This window comes from Chloroflexota bacterium (assembly GCA_016219275.1).
Lineage (GTDB): Bacteria > Chloroflexota > Anaerolineae > UBA4142 > UBA4142 > JACRBM01.
Window position 1 is genome coordinate 1 of record JACRBM010000029.1, and the last position, 25,849, is coordinate 25,849.

25 protein-coding genes and 1 pseudogene are annotated in these 25,849 nt (G+C 55.7%); 22 read left to right on the top strand and 4 right to left on the bottom strand.

The genetic code is table 11. The annotated features are described in order from the left end of the window. Positions 1-87: 87 nt before the first annotated feature. Complete coding sequence (locus HY868_05960) at positions 88-804, top strand: hypothetical protein (GenBank protein MBI5301661.1); 717 nt, start codon at positions 88-90, stop codon at positions 802-804. 136 nt (positions 805-940) lie between these two features. Then, complete coding sequence (locus tag HY868_05965; protein ID MBI5301662.1) at positions 941-3,451, top strand: AAA family ATPase; 2,511 nt, start codon at positions 941-943, stop codon at positions 3,449-3,451. Between the two features lie 54 nt (positions 3,452-3,505). On the opposite strand, the gene HY868_05970 is transcribed toward HY868_05965, so the two are convergent. From HY868_05970 to HY868_05980, 3 genes are all read right to left on the bottom strand, one after another. Then, the gene (locus HY868_05970) at positions 3,506-4,387 is read right to left on the bottom strand and encodes a pseudouridine-5'-phosphate glycosidase (protein ID MBI5301663.1); all 882 of its coding nucleotides are present in this window, start codon (positions 4,385-4,387) and stop codon (positions 3,506-3,508) included. Next, positions 4,384-5,145, bottom strand: coding sequence for a hypothetical protein (locus HY868_05975; GenBank protein ID MBI5301664.1), 762 nt, complete (start codon positions 5,143-5,145; stop codon positions 4,384-4,386). The genes HY868_05970 and HY868_05975 overlap by 4 nt, the downstream gene beginning before the upstream one ends. A gap of 339 nt (positions 5,146-5,484) precedes the next feature. Continuing rightward, positions 5,485-7,005 carry a hypothetical protein gene (locus HY868_05980; protein ID MBI5301665.1) on the bottom strand — a complete coding sequence of 507 codons (1,521 nt, stop codon included), beginning with the start codon at positions 7,003-7,005 and terminating at the stop codon, positions 5,485-5,487. Between the two features lie 432 nt (positions 7,006-7,437). On the opposite strand from HY868_05980, the gene HY868_05985 reads away from it, so the two are divergent. From HY868_05985 to HY868_06035, 11 genes and pseudogenes are all read left to right on the top strand, one after another. Next, on the top strand, positions 7,438-8,796 hold the full coding sequence (locus tag HY868_05985) for a bifunctional folylpolyglutamate synthase/dihydrofolate synthase (GenBank protein ID MBI5301666.1): 1,359 nt from the start codon (positions 7,438-7,440) through the stop codon (positions 8,794-8,796). 58 nt (positions 8,797-8,854) lie between these two features. Next, positions 8,855-11,257 (top strand): endopeptidase La, encoded by a 2,403-nt coding sequence (gene lon / locus HY868_05990; GenBank protein MBI5301667.1) that lies wholly within the window; start codon positions 8,855-8,857, stop codon positions 11,255-11,257. Beyond that, positions 11,257-11,490, top strand: a pseudogene (locus HY868_05995) (hypothetical protein). Before lon ends, HY868_05995 begins: the two are co-directional and overlap by 1 nt. A 5-nt stretch (positions 11,491-11,495) precedes the next feature. Next, the gene (locus HY868_06000) at positions 11,496-11,741 is read left to right on the top strand and encodes a hypothetical protein (GenBank protein MBI5301668.1); all 246 of its coding nucleotides are present in this window, start codon (positions 11,496-11,498) and stop codon (positions 11,739-11,741) included. A gap of 11 nt (positions 11,742-11,752) precedes the next feature. Further along, the gene (locus HY868_06005; GenBank protein ID MBI5301669.1) at positions 11,753-12,205 is read left to right on the top strand and encodes a C_GCAxxG_C_C family protein; all 453 of its coding nucleotides are present in this window, start codon (positions 11,753-11,755) and stop codon (positions 12,203-12,205) included. A gap of 4 nt (positions 12,206-12,209) precedes the next feature. Continuing rightward, a complete protein-coding gene (locus HY868_06010; GenBank protein ID MBI5301670.1) occupies positions 12,210-12,527 on the top strand; it encodes a nucleotidyltransferase domain-containing protein in 318 nt (105 codons plus the stop codon). Further along, the gene (locus tag HY868_06015) at positions 12,524-12,910 is read left to right on the top strand and encodes a HEPN domain-containing protein (GenBank protein MBI5301671.1); all 387 of its coding nucleotides are present in this window, start codon (positions 12,524-12,526) and stop codon (positions 12,908-12,910) included. The genes HY868_06010 and HY868_06015 overlap by 4 nt, the downstream gene beginning before the upstream one ends. Positions 12,911-12,941: 31 nt before the next feature. Beyond that, positions 12,942-13,871 (top strand): GDP-mannose 4,6-dehydratase, encoded by a 930-nt coding sequence (locus HY868_06020; protein ID MBI5301672.1) that lies wholly within the window; start codon positions 12,942-12,944, stop codon positions 13,869-13,871. Positions 13,872-13,889: 18 nt separating this feature from the next. Then, positions 13,890-14,303: a hypothetical protein gene (locus HY868_06025; GenBank protein ID MBI5301673.1), complete on the top strand. Its 414-nt coding sequence runs from the start codon at positions 13,890-13,892 to the stop codon at positions 14,301-14,303. Between the two features lie 8 nt (positions 14,304-14,311). Further along, on the top strand, positions 14,312-15,703 hold the full coding sequence (locus HY868_06030; protein MBI5301674.1) for a putative DNA binding domain-containing protein: 1,392 nt from the start codon (positions 14,312-14,314) through the stop codon (positions 15,701-15,703). A 38-nt stretch (positions 15,704-15,741) separates the two neighbouring features. Further along, positions 15,742-16,299, top strand: a complete 558-nt coding sequence (locus HY868_06035; protein MBI5301675.1) for an NUDIX hydrolase — start codon at positions 15,742-15,744, stop codon at positions 16,297-16,299. A 20-nt stretch (positions 16,300-16,319) separates the two neighbouring features. On the opposite strand, the gene HY868_06040 is transcribed toward HY868_06035, so the two are convergent. Further along, positions 16,320-17,408 carry an acyltransferase gene (locus HY868_06040; GenBank protein ID MBI5301676.1) on the bottom strand — a complete coding sequence of 363 codons (1,089 nt, stop codon included), beginning with the start codon at positions 17,406-17,408 and terminating at the stop codon, positions 16,320-16,322. A 282-nt stretch (positions 17,409-17,690) separates the two neighbouring features. Here HY868_06040 and rho point away from each other — a divergent pair, with 282 nt between their 5' ends. The 9 genes from rho to HY868_06085 all read left to right on the top strand — a co-directional run bounded on the left by rho (position 17,691) and on the right by HY868_06085 (position 25,713). Beyond that, entirely contained in the window at positions 17,691-18,956 is a 1,266-nt protein-coding gene (gene rho, locus HY868_06045) for a transcription termination factor Rho (protein ID MBI5301677.1), read from the top strand. After that, positions 18,957-20,066, top strand: a complete 1,110-nt coding sequence (locus HY868_06050) for a M23 family metallopeptidase (protein MBI5301678.1) — start codon at positions 18,957-18,959, stop codon at positions 20,064-20,066. It abuts the gene before it with no gap. A gap of 62 nt (positions 20,067-20,128) precedes the next feature. Next, entirely contained in the window at positions 20,129-21,286 is a 1,158-nt protein-coding gene (locus HY868_06055; protein ID MBI5301679.1) for a site-2 protease family protein, read from the top strand. Positions 21,287-21,363: 77 nt separating this feature from the next. Continuing rightward, positions 21,364-21,639, top strand: a complete 276-nt coding sequence (locus HY868_06060; GenBank protein MBI5301680.1) for an AtpZ/AtpI family protein — start codon at positions 21,364-21,366, stop codon at positions 21,637-21,639. Beyond that, a complete protein-coding gene (atpB, locus tag HY868_06065) occupies positions 21,639-22,688 on the top strand; it encodes a F0F1 ATP synthase subunit A (protein ID MBI5301681.1) in 1,050 nt (349 codons plus the stop codon). The genes HY868_06060 and atpB overlap by 1 nt, the downstream gene beginning before the upstream one ends. 36 nt (positions 22,689-22,724) lie before the next feature. Next, the gene (gene atpE / locus HY868_06070) at positions 22,725-22,958 is read left to right on the top strand and encodes an ATP synthase F0 subunit C (GenBank protein MBI5301682.1); all 234 of its coding nucleotides are present in this window, start codon (positions 22,725-22,727) and stop codon (positions 22,956-22,958) included. Positions 22,959-23,071: 113 nt separating this feature from the next. Continuing rightward, positions 23,072-23,572: a F0F1 ATP synthase subunit B gene (gene atpF, locus HY868_06075; protein MBI5301683.1), complete on the top strand. Its 501-nt coding sequence runs from the start codon at positions 23,072-23,074 to the stop codon at positions 23,570-23,572. Between the two features lie 8 nt (positions 23,573-23,580). Next, on the top strand, positions 23,581-24,096 hold the full coding sequence (locus tag HY868_06080; protein ID MBI5301684.1) for a F0F1 ATP synthase subunit delta: 516 nt from the start codon (positions 23,581-23,583) through the stop codon (positions 24,094-24,096). Between the two features lie 81 nt (positions 24,097-24,177). Next, a complete protein-coding gene (locus HY868_06085) occupies positions 24,178-25,713 on the top strand; it encodes a F0F1 ATP synthase subunit alpha (GenBank protein ID MBI5301685.1) in 1,536 nt (511 codons plus the stop codon). The last annotated feature ends 136 nt before the right edge of the window (positions 25,714-25,849 follow it).

The following is a 25,849-nucleotide window of genomic DNA, read 5'->3' on the forward strand; positions in this document are numbered from 1 at the left end:
ACGGGTGCGCACGCATCGCCGTCGGTTTCGGATGCACACACGCTCCGTCAAACAATCCAACGCTCAACTCAAGGATTTGGTGCGTCGTTGGAAAATGCTCCCGGCGGACAACGCGCCCAAGTGAGTTTTGCGGTATTGCCTATTTACCTCGCGGCAGGTTATTTTATCGCGTGGCTCGGTTTTCTTACGCCGCTCGTTGCCTTGTTTCTAACCGGACAACTGATTTATATGGTTTTGAAAGATCAAGCGGCAATCGTGAAGGTGCGTGGACGAATCTGGGAAATCCATCAACCGGGATGGCAGCGGCTCAGTCCGTTTCAACACTATTTGATTTCGGTGATCTCCACCAAGCCCAAAGAGTTTCATGCGTTGTGCCGGAACTTTGCGACGATGGATGGCGTTCGGCTAACTGTTTCCTCCACCGCGCGGTATGTCATCACCGACGCGTATCGTGTTTGGTCTATTGTCGAACCGACGATTCAACCCCAAAAGTCGTGGGGCATTCCGCATCCGGTGCCGCCTACTCAGATCACCGAGCCAGTAGATCGTTTTGTAGGCGGACTGGTCAATGAGGTTGTCAAACGCGTGGCACAAGACAGTCTGCATTGCCAGATGTTCGGTCAACTGGAACCCGCGGCGGGCAAATCAAAAGAAGAAAAAGTAAAGAGGGAATCCATAGAAAATAAGAATGCGGAGTTGAAAGTAGAGTTGGAAAAGTACATGCAAAAACAATTGTCGGAGCAAGCCAATCTCTATGGTCTGCAGATTGATTTGCTTGAATTGGGAATCCAAAGGCATCCGTGAGAATTAGAAATCGGCTAACGCGACCCGCACGAGTTCCTCACTCGTGCGGGTTGCCGTTTTGTACCCCCCCGCAGGTGTCGTTGACGGTGCGTCGGGATAGCGTTATAATTCAGTCACGAAAGAGGAAATACCTATGATGCGATTTGAACGATTCACCGAACGCGCCCAAGACGCGTTCGCGCGCGCACACGAGATCATACAACGGTATCGCCACTCGCAGCTCGACGCCGAACACTTGTTGCTCGCGCTGATCGAACAGACGGGCGGCGCAGTTCAAGCGATTTTCGAGCGAATGAATGTGGATGTAGATTCATTGCGCCAGCGCGTAGATTCAGTTTTGCAGTCCAGTCCCAAGATGTACTATCCGTACAGCACAGGCGGTGGGCAGGCGCAGGTGTACGTGACCCCGCGCGTCAAGCGCGCGGTGGATGTGGCGAACGAAGAAGCCGCGCGACTCAAAGACGATTATGTTTCGACCGAGCACTTGTTGCTCGCGCTGACGACGGATCGAGAGGGACACGCCGGTCGCATCTTGACCGACCTGGGTTTGACGCGCGATCGCATCTTGCAAATCTTGCCGGACATTCGCGGCGGCGCGCGTGTGACCGATCCCGGCGCGGAAAGCAAGTATCGCATGTTGGAACGCTATTCGCGCGATTTGACGCACCTGGCGCGCGAAGGCAAGCTCGATCCGGTGATCGGACGCGACGCCGAAATCTTGCGCGTGATTCAAGTGTTGTCCCGGCGTACGAAAAATAATCCGGTGTTGATCGGCGAGCCGGGTGTGGGCAAGACCGCGATTGTCGAAGGGCTGGCGCAGAAAATTATCGCGGGTGATGTGCCCGAGCCATTGTTGCATCGGCGCGTCGTGCAACTCGATCTCGGCGCGATGGTCGCGGGTTCGCGTTTTCGCGGCGAGTTCGAGGAACGGCTCAAAGCCGCGCTCGACGAAATTCAAAACGCGAAAGGCGAGATCATTCTGTTCATTGACGAATTGCACACCGTCGTCGGCGCGGGCGCGGCAATGGGCGCGATTGACGCGTCGAACATGATGAAGCCCGCGCTCGCGCGCGGCGAATTGCAATGCGTCGGCGCGACGACACTGGACGAGTACCGCAACCGCATCGAAAAGGACGCCGCGCTCGAACGTCGCTTTTCGCCGATCTTTGTCGAAGAGCCGGACGTGGACGCGACGATTCAAATGTTGCGCGGTCTGCGCGAGCGGTACGAACAGCATCACCAAGTCAAGATTGACGACCAAGCGATTGATGCCGCCGCGAAACTCTCGCAACGCTATGTCACCGATCGCTTTCTGCCCGACAAGGCGATTGATTTGGTGGACGAAGCCGCGGCGAAACTGCGCGTCGCGATTTTTTCGATGCCGCCCGAACTCAAGGAAATGAAAACGCATTTGCGCGAATTGCAGAAAGAGGAAGAGACTGCGTGGAGCGCGCGGAATTATGAAGCCGCCGCCAAAGCGCGCGCCGAACGCCTCGCGCTCGAATCCGCGTTCGACGAAAAACGCATCGTGTGGCAAAAAGAGCAAGGGCTGGACGAAGTCGTAGATCAGGAAGACATCGCCGAAGTGATTGCCAAGTGGACGGGAATTCCAGTCAGCAAAATGTTGCAAACTGAAGCGGACAAATTGTTGCAGATGGAAGAGCGATTGCACGACCGCATCGTCGGACAAGATGAAGCGATCAACGCGATTAGCGATGCGATTCGTCGCGCGCGCTCCGGCTTGGCGGATCCCAAACGACCGATTGGCTCGTTCATCTTCCTGGGTCCGACCGGCGTGGGCAAGACCGCGCTCGCGCACGCGCTCGCCGAGTTTTTGTTTGACGATTCCGACGCGTTGTTCCGCGTGGATATGAGCGAGTATCGCGAACGGCACGCGGTGTCGCGTTTGATCGGCGCGCCGCCGGGATACATCGGCTACGAAGAAGGCGGGCAGCTGACCGAATCGGTGCGGCGACGCCCGTACCAGGTTGTGCTCTTCGACGAGATCGAAAAAGCGCATCCCGAAATTTGGAACACGCTTTTGCAGGTGCTCGAAGATGGTCGTTTGACCGATGGACAAGGACACGCCGTTGATTTTCGCAACACAGTCATCATTATGACTTCGAACATCGGCACCGAATTCGCGCAACGCGGCGGCGCGTTGGGATTCCACACAGGCGGCAAGGAGGATAAAGACCCGCAACTGGAGAAGGATTATTCCGAGGTTGAAGAATCGCTCAAGCGCACGTTCCGCCCCGAGTTTCTCAATCGCATTGACGAAGTGATTCTGTTCCACGTTTTGACGCGCGATCAAATCAAACTGATCGTGGATTTGCAGATGCACGAAGTTGCCGAGCGATTGAAGGAGCACGGCATCGCGATCGAAATGACCGATGCCGCGCGCGAGTGGTTTGCCAAGGAAGGGTACGACCCGCAGTTCGGCGCGCGACCGTTGCGGCGTCTGCTCCAACGCAAGGTCGAATCGCCGTTATCGCGCAAGTTGCTCGCAAAGGAATTTCAGAGCGGCGATATCGTGATTGTGGACGCGAGTGAAAAAGAGGGCATCGTCTTTCTCCGCAAAGAGGGCGCGCCCGCCGAATCTAGTGTAATGATGGAAGCACCACCTGTGCCTGTGACATCCGAGTAATCAAAAAACGCCAGCAGAATCCTGCTGGCGTTTCGTTTTGTTCGGAGACATGCGTTACATACGTGGCGTGTCGAGGAGTGCCAATGCTTTTGCGATCTCCGCCGCGACGGCGACGTTGTTCTTTAGCAGCGCGATATTCGTTTGCACGCTCTCGCCGCTTGTGAGTTCCGCGAGACGTTTGAGCAGAAACGGCGTGACCGCGTTGCCGGTGATGCGTTGCTCGTCTGCTTCGCGCAACGCGCGCGCGATGAACGGCTCAATGACCTCGCGCGGTGTTTCGTACTCACGCGGAATCGGCGCGGTGATGAGGACGCCGCTCGGCATTCCCAGTTCCCAGTGTGTCTGGGTGAGACGCGCGGCTTGTTCGGCAGTGTCCACACGCGTTTGCACAGGTAACCCGGATGAACGCGAGTAGAACGCCGGGAACTCGTCGGTCTGCCAACCCAGGACGGGGACGCTGTGCGTTTCAAGCCACTCGATTGTCGCGGGCAAATCGAGAATTGCTTTTGCGCCCGCGCACACGACCGCGACCGGCGTCTGTGCGAGTTCCGGTAGGTCGGCAGACACATCTGAGGTTGTCGCACCGCTGACTGCGCGATGCACACCGCCGATGCCGCCGGTGGCGAATACGCGAATACCGGCGCGATGCGCGAGCCACATCGTCGCGCTGACGGTCGTCGCGCCGGTCTGCTTCAACGCGATGACTTGCGCGATGTCGCGGCGCGAGACTTTGGCGACGTTCTTGGCTTGCGCGAGTTGGATCAGTTCATCGTCGCTCAAGCCGATTTTTATTTCACCGTCGAGAATTGCAATCGTGCGCGGTTCCACGCCGTGGTCGCGCGCAACGTGTTCGAGCGCGCGCGCGGTCTCTAGGTTTTGTGGGTATGGCAAGCCGTGTGCGATGACGGTGGATTCGAGGGCGAGAGTTGTGGTCATAGAGGTTTCAAAGTTGCGACATGGATTCCAATAATCTTTGCCGGAATTTCGGATTCTTTGGACGACTTGAATGGATAGGACTGATGGTTGGGGTTGGTGCTGTCTGGTTCAAAGATGACTTGATCACCGCGGCGGCGGTATCGCTTGAGGGTTACTCCGTCATCTTCTGGAAGCGCTACTGCAACAATGTCACCGTTCTCAGGGATAATAGGCAAACCTGCTGTTGCAGGAATTCTCAGGATAACATAGTCCTCATCATCAATTCCTGCCTTGTTCATACTATCGCCCTGAACGCGAGATGCAATGTATGTCCATTGGACCGAAAAGTCAAGACGGAATCGAGTACTCCGGCTTTCGGCAACATAATATGTCTTACCATTAACAATAAATCGGTCAGTCTCAATATAGCCGGTTTCAGTCTCAGGGATCGAGCGCGGGTCGCCAGCAGGTATTTGGCTGAAAACCGGGAGAATACCAATCGAGAAACTTTTTGTCCCCACAATAACCGTTGACGTAGTGGCTTGCGTTTTTTTTCTTTCCTCACTGATCGCCTCAATGTACCGTTCCTTTACCAGTTGACGCAGATATACTGTGGCTGGGTCACTATTCACACGCGATAGCACGCGTTGGCACTTTTCATAGGTTTGGAAAACTTTATCCCATTTACCCTGGGCTTTATACGATTGCGCCAAACCAAAAAGCGCAACCGCCTCGCCGTACTGGTCTCCATCTATTTCAAATAACGCTTGACCTTGCATGAAGCGACCAATGGCTACCGCGGGTTTATTTTGGCACAGGGATATTGCCCCGATACATGTCTCCGCCGATGCCTTGATGCGCTTACCATCCTTGTCGTTTGCCTCAATGAGTCCGTCTGCGAGTTCACCGGCTTGCTCGAAACTTTGCCGCGCTTTGAGCTTTGCTTCGGGTGGTTTGTCGCAAAGATCCTGTCCGACCGACAATAGTATTGTCCATGCCGTACCGGTCAATTCGTTTTTTCGTCGCGTCAGTACATCAATAATGCACTCAACGGAATTGATACACTCTTTATCTGCTTTCATTTCGCCTCCAGATTATTGGAATGCATCGTCATTCAATCAAGTAGTCTCTGAGCGAGTTACATTTTCGCAACGACCATCGCTAGGTGCTTGTGGGCTGAACCCCCGTGCAGAGCGTCCCATGCTGGACCACATCCGCATCGCGTCACGATACTGTTCACCTTGGAGCAGCGTCTTGACCAGTTCGGCTTTGCGTTCCTCATCAATGGGCAACTGCGCCAATGTCAGTAAGAACTGACGGATTTTTTCGGACTCTCCCTCCGCTTTGGCAAGACCCTCTTCTCGAGCTGCCATTGCTTTTCCTTCGCCCTCTCGGCGAAGGTACTCGCGTTCCCCCTCACCGATTTCGATCTTTGCCTTCTTTTCCGCTTCTGCCTGTTTCACTTTGGTTTGACTCTGAACTTCCACCAACCCATTTTCTTCCAATGTTTTCTTTGCTTCAGCAGAAATTGTGATCGCGCCCAGGTCGGCGGCAATGACGTCAACACCCAGAAAACTCTTGGTGATTCTGTTGATTCTTTCTACAAGGGCGCTCAAAAAATCGCGGCGCGCAACGCCCGAGATTGCCACGATGTCTTGAAACTTGTACTGCGCGATTATGTCGCGTGCCGCAGACTCGGATATAGACCGGACGGCGTCTCGCCAATCTCCTCCCTTGGGACTCCAGATTTTTTCAAGGATGATCGCTGAATCATATTTGTATTGACCACTTGTGCCATTCTTCTCACCTCGATCCGCGCGATGGAATACTAACAATTCGAGTTTGGTGATAACCATCCTATCCTGTGTGAGCGCATCCGCGACTGGTACACGCTCGGCGCGTGTTGGCAGGTATACGACCATCTGAGGTCGCTCATACGGCTTAAGCTGATGATAGCCGGCAGGAAGAATTTGTGAAATGCGCCCACTTCGTTCCGTAATCACGACATGTCCTTCCTGGACAATTAACACACCGGGTCCCCCAAACTTGGCGAACGATCCGGCAGGAACGTTTTTGAGCTCAATCTTTCCTTCGGTTACCACCCAGGTACCTTTGTTAATTCCTGCTTGAACATCCGCGATATGCCGGTAGAGTTGCTCTTTTTGTTCTTCTGTGTACTTGTCAAAATCGGCTCCGGCTAGTAACCGCGCCGCTGGTTCGGCTCGCCAGATGAGGACATCCCAGTTCCACAGCTTTGCGGAAGAAAATCCAAAATAGCCCGTGCATAGAACGATGCCCACGTACAGGATTAGCACTATCTTGACTGGATTATCGTAGATGAAAGTTAGTGCGCGAATTGTCTGGGCGTCAAGAAAACAAGCAACCAAAAAAGGAACAGCGAACATTCCACTGTACAAAACAGAGCGCGTGAACCAAGTCTGCAATAGTCCGCTCAACCAATCGAAAAAAATTGATTGATTGCCCTGCAACCAAGACGCGAAGGGAAGTTTCTTTGTCTTATCCGGGATATTCCTAACATACCAAGCCGCGAACCACAAGAGAGGCAACAACCAAAAGCCAAGTGCGACGCTTGCAAGGAACCTCCCAATTCGGAATATCATCTTCTCACGGTTTGACATCTAGACCCTTCCGTGTATCAGCGCAGTAAAGTCGCAAACTAAAAACACCCACCCCAACGCAACCCACGCGTCAGGTCTGGGTATTCTAAAACGATTCAATACGTTTCCGTCGCGCAGGTACGTACCGATCATCCAGTGTCTCCTTTGGCTACTGGTCCATCAGTCATCGAATCAAACAGTCGTTCTATGTCGTACACCCGCGGGACAAAGCTAAACAAGATTTATCTCTTTTTAATATATCACGTCCAACGCAAAACTGCAAGATGTTCGTACCCCCCATTCTTTGCGTTTTGCGCGCAAATCGGATAGAATCGGCTCTAGTCTGACGGTTGTGTGGTTGCGCGGTTATGCGGTCAGCGCGCGGACGAATTGACCATCGCCTCCAACCCCACATGACTTGACGATGAGTAGATCGCGCGAGTAATAGACCACATGACTTTTCAGGACGCTCTCCAGTACATCTATTCCTTTGCCACGTACGAAATCATCCCAGCCACCGCGGCGGTTCCCAAGAATCTAAAGTTGGAGCGAATGCCGCATCTGCTTGCTGCCCTGGGCAATCCACACCACCGCTTTCAATCCGTGCATATTGCCGGCACGAAAGGGAAGGGCTCGACCGCCGCGATGACGGAGAGCATTTTGCGCGCGGCGGGGTATCGCACTGGCTTGTACACCTCGCCGCACCTCCACACGTTTTGCGAGCGCATCCAAGTCGCCGGCAAAATGATTTCGCGTGACGAGGTCGTCGCCGGCGTCGCCAAGCTCAAGCCAATTGTCGCCGAGTTTCCGAACATCACGACTTTTGAAATCATCACCGCGCTCGCGTTCGATCACTTTGCGACGCACGCGGTTGATTTCGCCGTGATCGAAGTTGGGCTGGGCGGTCGCCTCGACGCGACGAATGTCGTCACGCCGCGCGTCGCGGTCATCACTTCGATTTCGTACGATCACACCGCGATCCTGGGTGATACGCTCACAAAGATCGCGCGCGAAAAAGCCGGCATCATCAAACCCGGCATCCCCGTCGTGTCCGCCGCACAGAACGAGGAGGCGCGCCTAGTGATCGAGGCGACCGCGCACGAACGCGGCGCGCTGTACGTACAAGTTACCCAAGACAACTTGTTCCGCGCGGCAAACATGACGCATCGCATTGCCGCGGATTCGCAGACGCTTGACGGACAACGCATAGTCTGGTCGCGCGTGGAGCAAGCCGATGCGCTCGACTTGCGTTTGCTCGGCAGGCATCAAATCGCGAACGCGACCACGGTGCTCGCTGCGATCGCGATGTTGCGCGAGCAAGGCATCGCGATTAGTGATGACGCGATACGCGAAGGGTTCGCCAACGTCCAGTGGCAAGGACGCTTTGAGATTCTCTCTCGCGATCCGTGCGTGATCCTGGACGGCGCGCACAACGCGGATTCCGCGCATCAACTCGTTGCAACGCTCCGCGATTTTTTTCCGCGCGCCGGCTTGCATTTCGTTTTCGGTTCGTCGAACGACAAGGACATCGCGGGCATGTTAACGGAATTATTGCCGCACGCCGCGTCGTTCACGATCACGCGGTCGCACAGCGCGCGCGCGGCAGACCCAGGACAAATCGCGCAACTGTGCGCGCAGTCCGGCGTGAGGGCGATGCTCGCGCCGGATCCGATCACCGCGCTGCAACTCGCGCAGGAACAGGCGCGCCCCGGCGATGTGGTCTGCGCGACCGGTTCGCTCTTTGTCGTCGCCGAAGTTCGCGCGGCATGGTTCGCCGCGCGCGGCACACCCGTCGAAAGTGATGACGTATGATTCTTTTGACACTCCTCTTGCGGTGTGGTATTATCCTGCCGCAAATTGAGGTTGCATAATGCCCAGAAAGCGTATCCAAAAACAAACGATTATTCCAGAGCCATCCTCCATCATCGAGATGGCGCTCGTGCCGATTCGTGATGCGGTGATTTTTCCGCTCATGGTTTCGCCGCTGACCGTCGCGCGTGAACGTTCGATTCGCGCGGTCGAAGCCGCGTCTGCCGACAACAAACCGATCGGTTTGTTTCTCCAGCGCGATCCCGAAACGACGGAACCCGGTATTGACGACTTGCATCTCACGGGCACGCACACGACGATCGGACGCGTGTTGCGATTGCCGGACGGCAATGCGAGCGTCATCGCGCAAGGCGAGGGGCGCATTCGGTTGCTCGAAATCACGCAGACCGATCCGTACGTCTGCGCGCTCGTCGCGCCGATTCCCGAAGTCTCGCAAAAAGATTTGCCGACCGAAGCGTTGATGCGCGCAGTGCTCGCGCTGTTCGAAAAGGTCGTTCAACTCAGTCATGGTTTGCCGGACGACGCGTACATCGCGGCGATGAACGCGGACACCCCCGGCTGGCTCGCCGATCTCGTCGCGTTCACGTTGAACGCGGACCTTGCCAAGCGACAGGAATTGCTCGAAACGTTCGACCCCGTCACGCGATTGCAAAAAGTATCGGTTCTGCTTGCCAAAGAATTGGACGTACTCGAATTGCAGAACAAGATTCACTCGCGCGTGCAGGAAGAAGTGGACAAGACGCAGCGCGAGTTTTATCTGCGCGAGCAAATCCGCGTGATTCAAACTGAACTCGGCGAGATGGACCCGCAAGCGCGCGAGGTCGCCGAGTTGCGCGAAAAGATCGCCAAAGCGGGAATGCCAAAAGAGGTGCTCGACAAGGCAGAGCACGAAATCAATCGGTTGGCGCAGATGCCGAACGCCGCGCCGGAAACCGGTATCATTCGCACGTATGTGGATTGGCTCGTCACGTTGCCGTGGACGAAAGCGACGACCGACAATCTCGATATCACCGCGGCGGCGAAACTGCTCGACGAGCAACACTATGGTTTGAAGAAAGCGAAAGAACGCATCCTCGAATACATGGCGGTGCGTAAACTCGCCGCGGAAAAAATGCGCTCGCCGATTTTGTGTTTCGTCGGACCGCCGGGCACCGGCAAGACTTCGATGGGACGCTCGATCGCACAATCGCTGGGACGCGCGTTCGTGCGCGTGTCGCTCGGCGGCGTGCACGACGAAGCGGAAATTCGCGGTCATCGCCGAACGTACATCGGCGCGCTCCCCGGTCGCATCGTGCAAACGATGAAACGCGCCGGCACCGTCAACCCGGTCTTTATGCTCGACGAGATTGACAAGATTGGCGCGGATTTTCGCGGTGATCCGAGCGCGGCGCTCCTCGAAGTGCTCGACCCCGAACAGAATCATGCGTTCAGCGACCACTATCTCGATGTGTCCTACGATTTGTCGAAGGTGATGTTCATCACGACGGCGAACATTCTCGAACCGATTCCGCCGGCGTTACGCGACCGCATGGAAGTGATCGAGTTCCCCGGTTACATCGAAGAAGAAAAGGTCGCGATCGCGAAACATTTTTTGATTCCGCGCCAAAAGGAAGAGCACGGTTTGACGGAAGCGCCACACTTTGCCGACGAGGCAATTCGCGGCTTGATTCGCGAATACACGTACGAAGCCGGTGTCCGCAATCTCGAACGCGAGATCGCGAACATTTGCCGCAAGGTCGCGCGTACGATTGCGGAGAACAAACGCGCGCCCGCGCAGATCACGCGCGAGTCGCTCTACAAATTCCTGGGTCCGACGAAATTCACGTACGGCGTTGCGGAAGAGCGCGACGAAATCGGCGTGGCGACCGGCGTGGCAGTCTCCGAAGCCGGCGGCGACACGATGGCGGTCGAAGTGACGTTGATGCGCGGCAAGGGCGGCTTGATGCTCACCGGTCAGTTGGGCGACGTGATGCAAGAATCCGCGCAAGCCGCGCTGTCGTACGCGCGCACGAACGCGCAAAAACTGGGTCTGAAAGCGAATTTCGACAAACTCGATATTCACATTCACGTGCCCGAAGGCGCGGTGCCCAAGGATGGTCCCTCGGCGGGGATCACGATTGCGACCGCGCTTATCAGCGCGCTCTCGCGTCGTCCCGTTCATCGCGAGGTTGCGATGACTGGCGAGATTACGTTGCGCGGACGTGTGTTACCCATCGGTGGTTTGCGCGATAAGGTGCTCGCCGCGCATCGCGCGGGTTTGAAGACGATGCTGATTCCAAAGAAAAATAAAAAAGACATGGTGGACTTGCCGAAAAAAGTCGAGCGCGAAATGAATTTTGTCTACGTCGAGCGCATGGATCAGGTTCTGCCGATTGCATTGTCGCGCGTGCGCGGCGTACGGAGGATTGATATAACACCTGGCATCGGACGCGGAGTCAAGTAATGTACTTTGAAATCCTCGGCGAAATCACCGACGTTGAGATCATCGCCGCTGGTTTGAGTATTAGAGAAATCGCGCGTTTACGAAAAAAGTTCGGCAAAGCACGTTAGCGCAAATTGAAAGGAAATGCGACGGTTCGCCTTGCAAATGGTCGTGTCCGCCATGTAGAGTTTCATTGGTACGAGGCGCATGGAATCGGAAAGAAGCGCGTCAAGATCAAACGTTACTGGAATTGAGAACCATGAAGCAACAAACTTTTCGACGCTACGTAATTTGCATCCGCAACAAAGGATGCGAGGATTTGGAACTTGGCAAAGTTTATCGGGTTCTTGCTGACGCGGTTGCCGCCAAGGACGATCTGATCCGGGTGATTGACGAGTCCGGTGAAGATTATCTGTATCCCAATAATTATTTTGTCGCGATCATAGTGCCTCAGTCGGCGGCGTGCGCGTTATGGACGGCGCGGGCGCGCCCAATTCAAGCATGAGAGTGAATTCAATGACCAATCCAACTGATCGCGCCGTGAGCGCATTTCAAGATGGTTTTGCTTGTTCGCAAGCCGTTCTATCGGCGTTTGCGTCTGACCTGGATTTGCCGACCGACCTCGCGCTGAAACTTGCCGCGCCGTTCGGCGGGGGCATCGCGCGGCGCGGCGAAATGTGCGGCGCCGTATCCGGCGCGTTGCTGGTGATCGGTCTCACGACCGGCAATGTCGCCGCGCAAGACCAGGAGGCGAAAGATCGCACGTACGCCTTGGTGCGTGAATTCATTGTCCGCTTCCAGGCGCGCCACAGTACGATCACATGCCGCGAATTGCTTGACTGTGACATCAGCGTACCCGCCGAATTGCAACGCGCGCGCGACGCGCAACTGTTTGCAAATGTTTGTCCCAAGCTGGTGCGGAGCGCGGCAGAGATTGTGGGAGAGTTGACGGACGGAACTGTACGGTGATGCGATGGCGACAATGGCTCAAGTTTTGCGCGAGTGTCGGATCGCGCTTGCAAACTACTACGGTACGCAGTTCAAGGGTCTGGTGCTTTATGGTTCGGTTGCGCGCAGGCAAGCTGACCCGACCAGCGATATAGATTTGCTCGTTCTGTTGAGCCAGCCCTTTGATTTCTTTCTCGAGCTGAGGCGGATTGTAGATTTGCTTTATCCAATTCAATTGGAATCGGAACAACTCATTTCTGCCAAGCCGGCGCCGGTAGATGAGTTCGAGAACGGCGCGCTTCAACTTTATCGTAATGCCAAGCGCGAGGGTGTCGCTGTATGAGCGAGGATCGCGCGCGCGAAGTCGCAGCAAATCTCGAGCGCGCCGAACAATCACTTGGCGCAGCGCGCGATCTGCTTGAAAAGGGATACCATGATTTTGCCGCGTCGCGCGCGTACTATTCCGCGTTTTATGCGGCGACGGCGATTTTGCTAATCGCGGGCTTGGAGTTTGGCAAACACAGTGGAGTGGTTGCTTCCATACACCAGCGATTTGTCAAAACCGGCAATCTGACGAAAGAGCAAGGCAAGAACTTGAATTGGTTATTCGAATTGCGTAGTGTTGGTGACTATGGCGGCGTGGTGCATGTGTCTCAGCCACAATGTGAACAGGCGATCCGCGTCGCTGAAGATTTCCTGGTCACGATCAAATCGTTGATTGAGTAAAAACCGTACGACTCAAAAGGAGACCCTCACAGTGAAAGTCTTGGTGACCGGTGGCGCGGGCTTTATCGGCTCGCATGTGGTAGACGTGTTGATCGAAGCAGGACATCAGGTCGCGATTGTGGATAGTCTGTGGGAACATGGCGGCGGGCGGACCGATAACCTCAATCCGCGCGCGACGTTTTACAAAATGGATGTGCGTGATGCGGCGCTCGCCCAAGTGTTTGAGAAAGAACGCCCCGAAGCGATTTGCCACCTCGCCGCGCAGCACAGCGTGAAAATTTCGACGGACGACCCGGCGTACGACGCGCAAGTCAACGTCCTGGGTCTGATCAACCTCTTGCAATGCGCGACCAAGTTTGGCGCGCGCAAAGTTGTATTCTCCTCGTCTGGCGCGACGTACGGCACCGTCGAGAAAATGCCGGTGCGCGAAGAAACGCCGCAGCATCCCGAATCGCCGTATGGTATCACGAAAATGGCGAGCGAGTACTATCTAGGATTCTGGAAAGATATGTACGGACTCGATTTCACCGCGTTGCGCTACGGCAACGTGTACGGTCCCCGCCAAGACCCGACCGGCGAAGCCGGCGTCATCGCGATTTTTGCGCGCTTGCTCATCCTGGGCGAACCCGTGCGAATTGACTGGGACGGCGAACAGCAAAAGGATTACGTGTACGCGCGCGATGTCGCGCGCGCGAATTTGCTCGCTCTCGCGCGCGGCTCGGGGCAAGCGTTTTGCATCGCGACCGGGATGGGCACATCGGTCAACGCATTGTATCGCGGCTTGGCGCACCACATCGGCAAAGAATCGTCCATCGTGCGCGCGCCGAAACGTCCCGGCGATATTTATTTGACGTACTTTGATTGCTCGAAAGCGGAACGCGAACTGGGTTGGAAGCCCGAAGTGGATTTAGAGTTGGGGCTGAAACTAACCGTTGATTTCTTCCGTGCGACTGTAAAATAGAACCAAAAGGAGTCTCCCTTGAAACGTTGTCCACGATGTGACGCCACCGTCGCCGACACCCAGGTTTTTTGCGGTAGTTGCGGTAACGACATGCGCGCGGTTCCGGTGGTTCCCGCTCCGCGAATTACGCCGACCGTCGGCGAAGGACAAACATCGCCGTACGCGTACCCGCAACAAATGTCACCGTACGCGCCGAACGCGCAAGAACCGATGAACGGACAATCGCCGACGATGCGCTATGTCATCATTGGCGCGGTCGTGTTGATTGTTGCGTGTTGCGCGTTCTCCTGCGGTATTCTCGCGAGTTTTGCGATTGATCCTCTCGTTGCGCCGATCTTGCGCGGCGCATCACCCACACCCACACGCACGCCGCGCGGGACACCGCCGGCGGGTGGCGCGCTCGTCTGGATTCTTTGGTATCTCCTTCCGTAAATTGGACCATGACCCCGGAAGAAATCTCCATGCTCTACCGTCAAGGGCAGAGCGAAACGCTTGCGTTTGAAGTCGAGGCGGTTGCGCTCAACCGCCTCGCCGAAACGCTCGCCGCGTTCGCGAATGGTGATGGCGGGATCATTCTTTTAGGCATTGACGCGCACACCAACGCGGCGCGTGGCGTGCGCTCTGTGGACGCCGCGATGGACAAGGCGCTTGCCGCGGGGTTGCGTTGCGAACCTCCTCTCATTTTGCCGCGTCCTGAAATCGCCACGCTCGAAGAAAAAACGATCCTCGCGATTCACGTGCCGAGTGGCTTGCCGCACGCGTACAGTCTGCGCGGCAAGTATCTCGCGCGGAGCGGCAAAAAGAACAATCCACTGGGACCGCGCCAACTGCGCCAACTGTTGCGCGAACGCGGCGAAGCGAACTTTGAGCAGCTCCCCGCGCCGAACGCGACGTTCGACGACCTCGATCAAATCGCGGTGCAAAAGTACGCCGCGATGTTTCTGGGCGATGCGCCGGCGAAACGCGACGCGGTCATTGATTTGCTCAATCGGCGCGGTTGTCTCGTCAAAGACGGCAGTGTGTGGCGACCGACCACCTCCGGGTATTTGCTCTTTGGCAAGGAACCGCAACGGATGTTCCCGAGCGCGGAGATTTTGCTCGCGCGTTACACTGGCAAACAAATGACCGACGAGTTTTTACGCGAGGTCGTGCGCGGTTCACTCGCCGACCAGGTGCGTCGCGCCGAGGCGTGGCTCGTCGCGAATATGCGGAAGGGCGCGCGCATTGATGCGTTGCAGCGCGCGGATCGCACCGAGTATCCGATGCCGGCTGTGCGCGAAGCCATCGTCAACGCGGTCGCGCATCGCGATTACGCGATTCGCGGCGACGAGATTCGCGTGATGATGTTCAGTGACCGCGTCGAAGTGTACAGCCCAGGACGTTTGCCCGGACACGTCACGCTCGACAATTTGGTGGATGAGCGTTTTTCGCGCAACGAAGTGATCGCCCAAGTGCTGGCTGACCTGGGTTTCATCGAACGATTGGGGTACGGCATTGACCGGATGATTCGGATCATGCGCGAGTGGAACTTGCCCGCGCCGCGCTTTGCGGAAACTGCGAATGGTTTTCAAGTAACTTTGCGTGGACCAGGCGAGAAACTTGTTGGCGATCAGAACGATGCGAGCCGGTGGCGGAATCTCGATTTGAACGAACGCCAACGCGCCGCGCTCGATTTTCTCGTCAAGAATCAGCGCATCACGAATCGCGATTATCGCGAAATGTTTTCCGATGTGAGCGAGGAAACGATTCGGCGCGATCTCGCCGACTTGGTTGAAGAAGGTCTCTTGCTTAAAATGGGCGACAAAAAGGGAACGTACTATATTTTGAAATGAGAAGGGGCGACCCAGCCGGTCGCCCCGCCAATATTAAAATGCAACCTTGGAAAACACTTGCGCGCCGCACAATTTTGAACCACAGCAAATTTCTCACGGTCGAAGATCACACCGTCGAATTGCCGGACGGACGCGTGATTGAGAATTGGTCGCGCGTCATTTTGCCGGATTACGCTTGCATCGTGGCGAGTGATGATCGAAGCCAGTTTATCTTTTTTCGCCAATGCAAATATGCGATTGAGGGACTGACGCTTGCGCCGGCAGGTGGCTATCTTGAACCCGGCGAGGATCCGCTGGTTGGCGCGCAACGCGAATTGCTTGAGGAGACCGGCTTCGTCGCGCGCACGTGGATTTCGTTGGGCGCGTATCCGGTGGATGCCAATCGTGGTTGCGGCACAGCTAACTTTTTTCTCGCTTTGGGTGTGCAACAAATCCAAGACCGGCACGCCGATGATCTCGAAGAGCAAGCCGTGGTTTGGCTCACCCGCGCTCAAGTCGAAGAGGCGCTTGCTGCCGGCGAATTCAAAGAACTGGCATGGGTGGCGATTGTCGCGCTCGCGTTGAGGCGGTTAGACGAATTGGATTGTCTACCGTAGATCAGATTCGCGCGCTGACTCTATGCAGAAGCCAAACGGAGTCTGCGTTTGAACCGTCTGGTTTTTTCGATCAAGGGTCGTTCAATCAACCGATAACTCAACCCACCGACCATGGTTGTAGCGCATAAAATACCGGATAGAATCAACACATTTGCAAGTGGGTTCGGAGCGAAGAAATACGCCCAAATGTGTCCAAGCAGCGTCATCGTTGGTACATGTGAAAGATAGAGCGCGTAGGAAGCATCCCCCAGGTGACTTGCCCAATGCGGAATCGAAATATTTTTTTTGAATTCTAAATTCACACAGCCGTAAGCGACGAACGCGGCAGGCAATCCATACGCGGGCGCACGCACCCATACAAACCATCCTGCAGGAAGTGAAAAAACGGTCATGCTGATTACAGACACGGCATAGAGGACGACGCCGATCACGAGAGCAATCCTTCCAAAGCGCCCCGGCTTGGAATAGAAAAGAATCGCGGCGAAACCGCCGAGAACAAATTCATAATTCAGCGGGTGAGTAACAAGCGCAAAGGTCGCGTCTTGTTCGAGATTGGTGATCCGTCCGACCAGCTCGCCGATAGCCGTTAGAAAAACCCAAACCAATAATGCCCAGGGCAAGTGTTCTTCGGCGAGGACGAGCAACAGGACGGCAAAGACAAGATAAAAATAAATTTGGTTGACGAGCGACCACCCAACATTGACGAGAGGCAGTAGGTTGTCGGGTAAGAGGAGAAATGATGCGACGATATCAATCTGATTACTCTGGGCGGCATTGACCAGACTGGGGTTGTAGATATAGACGCCGAGCACGAGCAATGTGAAAAACCAATAAGTCGGATAGACGCGTGTGGCGCGGTCGTAGAGAAAATTCAGAACAACGTTTAGAGAACGAAATTTCTTGCGCGTGACCGTGACCGTGATGAAGCCACTGATGACGATAAATAGGTCCAACCCGCCGTACCCGAACTCAGGGCGCGGCGGAAGCGCGATTCCACCGCCGTACTTGAGGTCAATGATGCTCAAGTGGAATAACATGACGAGGAGGATCGCGATAGCGCGTAGGGCTTGAATGCTAGCGAGTTTTTTTGGTTTGTTTTCTGGAGACATAATCCTGACAACGCGATTATAGCACCCCGAGCGGAGAGCGTCAAAGAATGCGCGCAATTCGATTTGACGCCCGTTTTGAAAGATGTTATAATTTGCCCAGTTCAGAGAGCATCTCCAACGGCACCGCCTCTCAACATTTCACCTCATTTTGGACGATTTGTTTTTCCCAACTATTCGTATGCATGCAATGTACCCGCGTAGCGGGTTCAAGGATATTTGTTCATTCGTTCGGTTGACCGATTACCTGGTCGGCTGATTTTTCTTTTCCTCACGGAGTCTCACGTGGCAGAAACCCTCGACTATTCAGCGCTCGAACCCAAAACACTCGCCGAACTGCGCGAGATTGCCAAAGAGCAAGGCATCAGCGGCTATTCGCGCTACAAAAAGACGGATCTCATCTTTCGCCTCTTGCGCGCGAAAGCCGAACGCGAAGGATTGATTTTCGGTGGCGGTGTTTTACAGATCGTGGAAGATGGCATCGGCTTTTTGCGCTCCGATCACTTGCTTCCCGGTCCCGAAGATGTGTACGTCTCCCAATCGCAAATCCGTCGTTTTGGATTGCGCACCGGCGACATGGTCATCGGGCAAGTGCGACCACCCAAAGACACGGAAAAGTATTTTGGACTTTTGCGCGTCGAAGCCGTGAACGGTCTTGATCCTGAAGCCGCCAAAGCCCGCCCCGATTTCGATAAACTCACCCCGATCTTCCCGAACCAGCAGTACAAACTCGAAACCAAGCCCAACATTCTCGCGACGCGCCTGCTCGATATGCTCGCGCCGATTGGACGCGGGCAACGCGGGTTGATCGTCTCGCCGCCCAAAGCCGGCAAGACGACGATTCTGAAACAGATCGCGAACGGCATTAGCGAAAATTATCCGGACGCGCACTTGATGGTTGTGTTGATCGGCGAGCGCCCGGAAGAAGTGACCGATATGGATCGTTCGGTCGAAGCGGAAGTCTTCTCGTCCACGTTCGACGACGTGGTCGAAAATCAAACGCGCGTCGCGGAGATGGCGCTCGAGCGCGCGAAACGTTTGACCGAAGGCGGCAAGGATGTCGTCGTGATGCTCGATTCGATCACGCGGCTTGCGCGCGCGTACAACCTCGTCGTGCCGCCGAGCGGACGCACCTTGACCGGCGGTTTCGATCCCGCCGCGCTCTATCCGCCGAAACGCTTTTTCGGCGCGGCGCGCAAACTGGAAGAGGGCGGCTCGTTGACGATTATCGCAACCTGCTTGATTGATACCGGCAGTCGCATGGACGATTTGATTTACGAAGAATTCAAAGGCACGGGCAACAGCGAAGTACATTTGAACCGCAAGTTATCCGAACGCCGCATCTTCCCGGCGATTGACGCGGAGCGATCGAGCACGCGGCGCGAGGAATTGTTGATCGAAGATGAAACGCTGGCGCGCGTGTGGACGTTGCGCCGGATGATGGACATGATGGGCGGCGGCGCGGACGCCATCGAACCGGTGATCGGACGCATCATGAAGACGCGCACCAACAAGGAATTCCTGATGACGCTGAACAAGGACGCGCTGTAAATGCCGGAGTATCGTCTTTCGTTGAGCGCGCGCCTGAAAATTTGGCTCGCGCCCATCTGGATGCAAACGCGCGATTTTGTCCGCGAGATTGTCGAAGACATGCCGTTGCTTACGCGCGTCGCATCGCACGTCGGCTTGTTGCTCGTCGTCGCGTTGACGATTGCCGCGAGTGGCGTGCAATTGAATGTCGGCGGGAAGATCGAAAAAAACAATGACGTGGCGCTGGGCGCAGATTTGGCAATCGTGCCGGATCCGATTCTAGATGACGACGACTCGGTATTTCGTTCGCCGATTCCGATTACGAATGTACCCAAGCGCGTACGTCGCGATGTCGTCAAGTACACGGTCAAGTCCGGCGATAATGTGAGCGGCATCGCGGACGAGTTCGAAGTGAGCGCCGATTCGATTCTGTGGGCGAATCCGAAACTCGAAGATAACCCGGATATGTTATCGGTCGGTCAAGTCATCAACATTCCACCCGTGTCCGGCGTGCTGTACACTGTCCAGTCCGGTGATTCGTTGCAAAAAATCGCGGACAAGTTCAAAACCAAAAAGGTGACGACGGACACGCTGATTCAAAACATGGCGGCGTTCGAATTTAACAAAGAGAATCACGAACTCAAAGCGCCCGACTTTGGTTTGACGGTGGGTCAAGTCCTGATGGTGCCCGGCGGTTCCAAACCGTACACGCCGCGCGTCGTCTATGCGTACAGCGGTCCGATTCCGGCGAGCGCGGCGCGCGGAACGGGACACTTTGGTTGGCCCGTGTCTGGGCGCATTACGCAAAAATTTTGGACGCGCCATCCTGGGATTGATATTGGCGCGCCGCTCGGCACACCGATCTACGCGGCGGATTCCGGTTACGTCGTGACCGCGGGCTGGAGCACGGTTGGTTACGGATTTATGATTCTGGTCAATCATGGAAACGGATACGTGACGCGATATGGGCACTTGAGCGCGTTCAGCGTCGAAGTCGGCGATTCGGTGAAAAAAGGCGCGATGATTGGTCGCGTCGGCAGCACCGGCAATTCGACGGGACCGCACTTGCACTTTGAAGTTATCTTGAGCGGAGTGCATCGTAATCCATTCTCCTACTTGCCGGGACGATAGCAAAACGAATGAGCGAACGCGGGAGGGTGATACTCCCGCGTTTTTTTTGAATAGGCGGAACTATGCGTAGCGCGTTGCGAATCGGTCGCATCATGGGGATTGATATCAACTTGGATGTGAGTTGGTTTCTCATCGTGCTCTTGATGGTGTACGCGTTGGGCTTTGTGCAATTCCCACGCGAGTTACGTCCGAACGCGTTTTTTCCGCGCGCGGATTGGCTTTCGATTACGTTGGGCTTGGCGACGACATTGTTGTTGTTCGCGTCGGTTCTCGCGCACGAACTCGCGCACTCGTGGATGGCGCTCGCGCGCGGCATTCCGGTTACGCGCATCACGCTGTTCATCTTCGGCGGTGTCGCGCAAATCGCGGATGAGCCCGAGCGCCCTGCGACCGAGTTTCTGATCGCGGTGATGGGTCCACTGATGAGTTTGGTGCTCGCAATTTTATTTGGCGGCGCGTGGTTGTGGTTGTCGTTTATCAACGGTACGCACTGGCTCGACGTTTCGCTCGCGCCGCTGATTTTGCCGGCGGGCATTCTCGCACAGGCGAACGGCTCGCTCGTGTTGTTCAACCTCGCGCCCGGTTTCCCGCTCGATGGGGGACGCGTGTTGCGCGCGGCGTTGTGGGGCGCGTGGCGCGATGTGCGGCGTGCGACCAAGTGGGCGTCGCGCGCGGGACAGGCGCTCGCGATCTTGATGGTGGGCGGCGGCGTGATCCTCTTTTTCGTTTTTTCGGATGGCAGTGGAATTTGGTATGCGCTGATCGGTTTCTTTTTGTGGAACGCGGCGGGGCAGGGTTATCGGCAAACGCTCCTGATTGAATCGTTGCGCAATGTAACAGTGGCGCAGTTGATGGTGCGCGGCTTTCCGCGCGTCGCCCCGGAGATTCTGGTTACGGAATTCATCGAACAACACTTGTTGCCGGTGCGCGACCAGGTTTTCGCGGTGATGGCGGGTGAAGAATTTCGCGGCGTGATTTCGATTGAGCAAATCAAACGCCTGGCGCGCGCGGAATGGAACGTGAGACGCGTAAGCGAAGTGATGCTACCGCGCGAGCGGCTCGCCGTGCTCGATCCGCAACAGACCGGCGCCAAGGCGCTCGCGCGGTTAAGCGCGAGCGAGTCGGACGACATCGCGGTGATCGAAGGTGGCGCACTCGTCGGCTTTGTCGGTCGCGCAGAACTGACACGATTTATCGAGTTGGACACGACAAGTAAGTGAGAAAAATCACCGGAAATTTGATTTTTTGAAATTCTGTTGTATAATGGCGCACGTTGTAAAGCCGAGGGTTGAAAAAAATGCGCGACACGTTTCGTGCGCTGGACTTGCTTTTTCGCCTAAGCGCGCTGTTCATTGTTTCGACGTTTGGCGCGCTCTTGCTCGGCATCTGGGTAGATCGTACAATGGGCACAGCGCCGCTTGCCACGCTCGCGTTGATGATTTCGGGCATTATCGTGGGAACCGTAGCTACTTATCGCGTGGTGCGAGAATCAAATGACCGGCTCGCCCCGCCGCCGAAATCAGATTCCAAAGCCGACACCCAATCCCGTGACGAATTGCGAGGAGGACCGTAGTGAATCGTACTACTCTCATTATCATTATTGTATTACTTGTTCTGCCCAGTGTCCTCGTTTACGCTGGAATCTTTCCGACCTTTGACAGCAAATCGGTGACTGCCTCGGTGGCAGTCAAGCCCGAAGTCCTCTTTAACCTAAATTTCGGCGCTTTCAAGTTCGAAATCTCGAATACACTCCTCACGACCTGGATTGTGACGCTCCTGATCGTCCTCTTTGTATACTTTGCGACACGCCAAATGTCGCTGATCCCTAGTGGTTTGCAAAACCTGCTCGAATTGATTATCGAAATGCTCGACGGTCTCGCGACGAGTGTCGCGGGTGAACGCGGACGCATGTTCTTTCCCTGGATCGCGACGATTTTCCTTTTCGTCTTGGTTTCGAACTGGCTCGGCTTGATTCCGGGTTTCGGTCCGGTTGGATATATTCCGGTCAGTGAAGAACATCCCGCGCCAAAAGGCATTATGACGTTCGACCTCGGCAAAGGATTTTCGGACGCGATCGGTCCCGAACACAAAGCCGCCGCGGGGGCAAAAGAAGGTGAACATTCTTCGGCACCGGCGGAAGAAGAAGAACAAGTCCTGGCGCCGTTCGTGCGCTCGCCTTCGACCGATATGAACACAACACTCGCGCTCGCGCTCATCTCGGTCATCGCGACCCAGGTTTATGGGATGAAGGTCGTCGGTCCGATCAAATACTGGACGAAATTTTTTGCCTTTGCCAAGCTGGGCGATTTCTTTGGCGCGTTGTTCAAGGGCAAATTCAACATCGGTTTGTTGATGTTCGGATTCCTTGATCTGTTCGTGGGCTTGCTCGAATTCATCAGCGAGATGGTGAAAATCCTCTCGTTCACCTTTCGTCTTTTTGGCAACATCTTTGCGGGCGAAGTGGTCTTGCTCATCATGGCATTCCTCTTTTCCGCGTTGCCGCTTCCATTCTACGGACTGGAACTGTTCGTCGGCTTTATGCAGGCGTTCGTGTTCTGCATCTTGACGCTCGTGTTCATGACGATTGCAACCACCGCGCACAGCGCGGAGGCACATCATTAAATCGGACCCACACAAACACATTTTCAGGAGGATTCCATGACTGACGCAGGACTACGACTCATTGCCGCCGCGCTCGCGATCGGCTTGGGCACGATTGGACCAGGCATCGGCTTGGGTTTGCTCGTCAACTCGGCATTGGGCGCGATTGGACGCAACCCCGAAGCTGCGGGCACCGTGCAGATCAACATGTTCATCGGTATCGCCGTGACCGAAGCGCTCGGTATCTTTGCGTTGGTGGTCTCGCTGTTGATCGGGTTCAAGATTTTCTAATCTGATCCCCACTGTCATTTCGAGCGGGGCGAGAAATCTTTTGCCGTTTCAACTAGAAATTTCTCGTCGCACACTACGCTCCTCGAAATGACAACTTGAATTGGAGGACCACCTTGGACAAGTTAGGTATCAATCTTGCATGGCTTGCCGCACAAGTCATCAACTTTTTCGTGCTCTTTTTCCTCTTGGGCGCGTTCGCGTACAAGCCCGTGCTCAAGATGCTTGAATCGCGCAAGCAAAAAATTCAAGAGAGTCTCGAATACGCCGAAAAGGTCAAGCGCGATGCGGCGGAACAACAAAAGGAATTCGACCGCAAGTTAGAAGAGACGCGCCGTGAAACGCAAGCTGCTTCTGCCGCCGCCGCGCAAGTAGGTGAGAAGGAACGCGAGGTGATTCTCGCGCAAGCCCGCGAAGACGCGCGCAAATTGATCGAGCAGGCAAAAGAGCAAATCGAGTACGAGCGCAAACAAATGCTTTCCGATTTGCGCGAAGAAGTCGTGCGCTTGTCGCTCGCCGCGGCGCAAAAAGTCATCAACCAGTCGCTTGACGAAAAGGCACACCGCCAGTTGATCGGCGATTTCCTCGCGCAGGCAGACACGCTGGGCAAGAACTAGGAGGGCGCGTGGCAGACGAACGATTAGCCCAGACATACGCGCAAGCCCTGTTCGAGCAGGCGGTTGGCAACTGGCTCGCGCCGCTCAAAGCCGTTTCGGCGGCGTTGACGAAATCTGGTTTGACCGACAAGTTGGACGATACGGGAACCGCGTTTTCGCAAAAGCAAGAACTACTCAAATCCGCGCTGCCGACGAATACCGCGCCGCAAGTGCAGAACCTGGTTTCCTTGCTCGTGAGCAAAAACCAGGCGCACCTGCTTCCGCAAGTCGTCGCCGAGTTTGAACGGTACGCGCAACGAACGCCGGCGAGCGCGATCGCACACGTCACGAGCGCGGTGGCGCTGACGGACGCGGAAAAGCAAACGCTCGAAACGAAACTGCGCGTGCAATTCGGCAAAGAGACGGTGTTCGACTACAGTGTAGATGCCAACGTTCTCGGCGGCGTGATCGTGCGCGTGGGCGACAAGGTGATTGACGCGAGCGTTGCCGGGAAACTGGCGGCGCTGAAAGAAAAACTAAAGTAGCAATTACCAATTACCATTTACCAATTATTGGCAAGTGGTAATTCGTGTCTGGTAATTTGTCATTGTTTATTGGAGGATCGGATGGCGATTCGGGTTGACGACATTACTGCACAGATCAGAAAGCAAATTGAATCATTCCAAGCGCCGGTACAAGCCGTAGATGTCGGCACGATCATCGAAGTGGGTGACGGCATCGCGCGCGTCACCGGGTTGCGTAACGTGATGGCAGGCGAACTGGTCGAGTTTCCAAAAACCGGCGTGCTCGGCTTGACACTCAACCTGGAAAAGGACACCATCGGCGTCGTCATCATGGGCGAGTATGCCGAGCTTAAGGAAGGCGACCTCGTCAAAGGCACCGGGCGCATCGCGTCCGTGCCAGTGGGGCAGGGCTTGGTCGGACGCGTCGTCAATGCGCTCGGTCAACCGGTGGATGGCAAAGGTCCCATCGAATCGTCCAAGTTACGCCCGGTCGAACGCATCGCGCCGAACGTGATTCAACGCCAACCGGTGGAGCAACCCGTCCAAACCGGCATCAAGCCGATTGACGCGATGATTCCGATTGGTCGCGGGCAGCGCGAATTGATTATTGGCGACCGACAAACCGGCAAGACCGCGCTTGCCGTGGATGCGATCATCAATCAGCGCGGGCAAGGCATGGTTTGCATCTACGTCGCGATCGGTCAGAAACTTTCGACGATCGCGCAGGTCGTCGGCACGCTCGAAAAATTCGGCGCGATGGAGTACACCACCGTCGTCGCCGCGAGTGCGTCCGATCCCGCCGCGTTGCAGTACCTCGCGCCGTACTCCGGTTGCGCGATGGGCGAAGAAGTGATGGAGAGTGGCGTGACCATCGGCGGCAAAGAAATTCGCGACGCGCTGGTCGTCTACGACGATTTGTCGAAACACGCGTGGTCGTACCGCCAAGTCTCCTTGCTCCTGCGCCGACCACCCGGCCGCGAAGCGTACCCCGGCGATATTTTCTATCTCCACTCGCGCTTGCTGGAACGCGCCGCCAAGTTGAACAAGAGTCTAGGTGGCGGCTCGCTGACCGCGCTGCCCGTCATCGAAACACAAGCGGGCGATGTGTCCGCGTACATCCCGACGAACGTCATCTCGATCACCGACGGACAGATTTATCTCGAAAGCGATTTGTTCTATGCCGGCATTCGTCCCGCGTTGAACGTCGGTATCTCCGTGTCGCGCGTCGGCGGCAAGGCGCAAACGAAAGCGATGCGCCAGGTCGCCGGTAAAATGAAACTCGATCTCGCACAGTACCGCAATCTTGCCGCGTTCGCGCAATTCGGTTCCGATTTGGACAAGGCAACGCGCGATCAATTGGATCGCGGTTCGCGCTTGACCGAATTGCTCAAGCAACCGCAGTACGAACCGATGCGCTTGGATCGGCAAGTGATGGTGATCTACGCGGCGACGAATGGTTTTATGGACGATGTGCCAGTGGATAAAGTGCGCGCGTTTGAAACCGCGTTCCTGCGCTTTATGGACGCGAGTCATCCCCAGATCGGCGAAAAAATTCTTTCGGCGAAAACGATTGACGCCGACTCCGAAGCCGCGCTAAAGAAAGCGATCCAAGAATTCAAGGTCGCAGGAACGTACTAGCAGTTTGTCGGAGAGAGGCGTAAAATCGCCCCCTCTGTGGTAAAATCTGGATATGACCAGACAATTCAAAACTCCCGATTACGAAGCAACACTCAACGTCACGATCACTCTGCGCGAGGCTTTGCCGCTGAATCAC

Coding starts and splice junctions, on each gene's coding strand:
- HY868_06035 (MBI5301675.1), top strand. CDS start 15,742: ATGCAACCTTGGAAAACACTTGCGCGCCGCACAATTTTGAACCACAGC.
- HY868_06085 (MBI5301685.1), top strand. CDS start 24,178: ATGGCGATTCGGGTTGACGACATTACTGCACAGATCAGAAAGCAAATT.
- HY868_05980 (MBI5301665.1), bottom strand. CDS start 7,005: ATGTCAAACCGTGAGAAGATGATATTCCGAATTGGGAGGTTCCTTGCA.
- HY868_06050 (MBI5301678.1), top strand. CDS start 18,957: ATGCCGGAGTATCGTCTTTCGTTGAGCGCGCGCCTGAAAATTTGGCTC.
- HY868_06055 (MBI5301679.1), top strand. CDS start 20,129: ATGCGTAGCGCGTTGCGAATCGGTCGCATCATGGGGATTGATATCAAC.
- HY868_05975 (MBI5301664.1), bottom strand. CDS start 5,145: ATGCAAGGTCAAGCGTTATTTGAAATAGATGGAGACCAGTACGGCGAG.
- HY868_06060 (MBI5301680.1), top strand. CDS start 21,364: ATGCGCGACACGTTTCGTGCGCTGGACTTGCTTTTTCGCCTAAGCGCG.
- HY868_05970 (MBI5301663.1), bottom strand. CDS start 4,387: ATGACCACAACTCTCGCCCTCGAATCCACCGTCATCGCACACGGCTTG.
- HY868_05965 (MBI5301662.1), top strand. CDS start 941: ATGCGATTTGAACGATTCACCGAACGCGCCCAAGACGCGTTCGCGCGC.
- HY868_06010 (MBI5301670.1), top strand. CDS start 12,210: ATGGCGACAATGGCTCAAGTTTTGCGCGAGTGTCGGATCGCGCTTGCA.
- HY868_05985 (MBI5301666.1), top strand. CDS start 7,438: ATGACTTTTCAGGACGCTCTCCAGTACATCTATTCCTTTGCCACGTAC.
- atpE (MBI5301682.1), top strand. CDS start 22,725: ATGACTGACGCAGGACTACGACTCATTGCCGCCGCGCTCGCGATCGGC.
- lon (MBI5301667.1), top strand. CDS start 8,855: ATGCCCAGAAAGCGTATCCAAAAACAAACGATTATTCCAGAGCCATCC.
- HY868_06000 (MBI5301668.1), top strand. CDS start 11,496: ATGAAGCAACAAACTTTTCGACGCTACGTAATTTGCATCCGCAACAAA.
- HY868_06005 (MBI5301669.1), top strand. CDS start 11,753: ATGACCAATCCAACTGATCGCGCCGTGAGCGCATTTCAAGATGGTTTT.
- HY868_06030 (MBI5301674.1), top strand. CDS start 14,312: ATGACCCCGGAAGAAATCTCCATGCTCTACCGTCAAGGGCAGAGCGAA.
- HY868_06015 (MBI5301671.1), top strand. CDS start 12,524: ATGAGCGAGGATCGCGCGCGCGAAGTCGCAGCAAATCTCGAGCGCGCC.
- HY868_06040 (MBI5301676.1), bottom strand. CDS start 17,408: ATGTCTCCAGAAAACAAACCAAAAAAACTCGCTAGCATTCAAGCCCTA.